1 protein-coding gene is annotated in these 269 nt (G+C 70.6%); it reads left to right on the plus strand.

Features of this window, described 5'->3' with window-relative positions; translation table 11 throughout:
- Nucleotides 1–269 (plus strand): molybdopterin cofactor-binding domain-containing protein (locus E0702_RS17535; protein WP_165927623.1); only part of this gene is annotated, 269 nt, incomplete at both ends.

Here is a 269-nt window from a genome sequence, read left to right on the forward strand (position 1 = left end):
TCGCGGAGGTGGCGGTCCATGCCTACACCGGTGAGGTGCGGGTGCGGCGGATGCTCGGGGTGATGGCCATGGGGCGGATCCTCAACGAGAAGACCGCCCGCTCGCAGGCGCTCGGCGGGATGATCTGGGGGCTGGGCGCGGCGCTGACCGAGGAGATGGCGCGTGACCCAAGGACCGGCCATGTGGTGACCCGCGATCTGGCCAACTACCACGTGCCCGCCCATGCCGACGTGCCGGGCGACATGCAGGTGGTGTTCCTCGAGGAGCGC

Source organism: Halomonas marinisediminis (genome assembly GCF_004347715.1).
GTDB lineage: Bacteria > Pseudomonadota > Gammaproteobacteria > Pseudomonadales > Halomonadaceae > Halomonas > Halomonas icarae.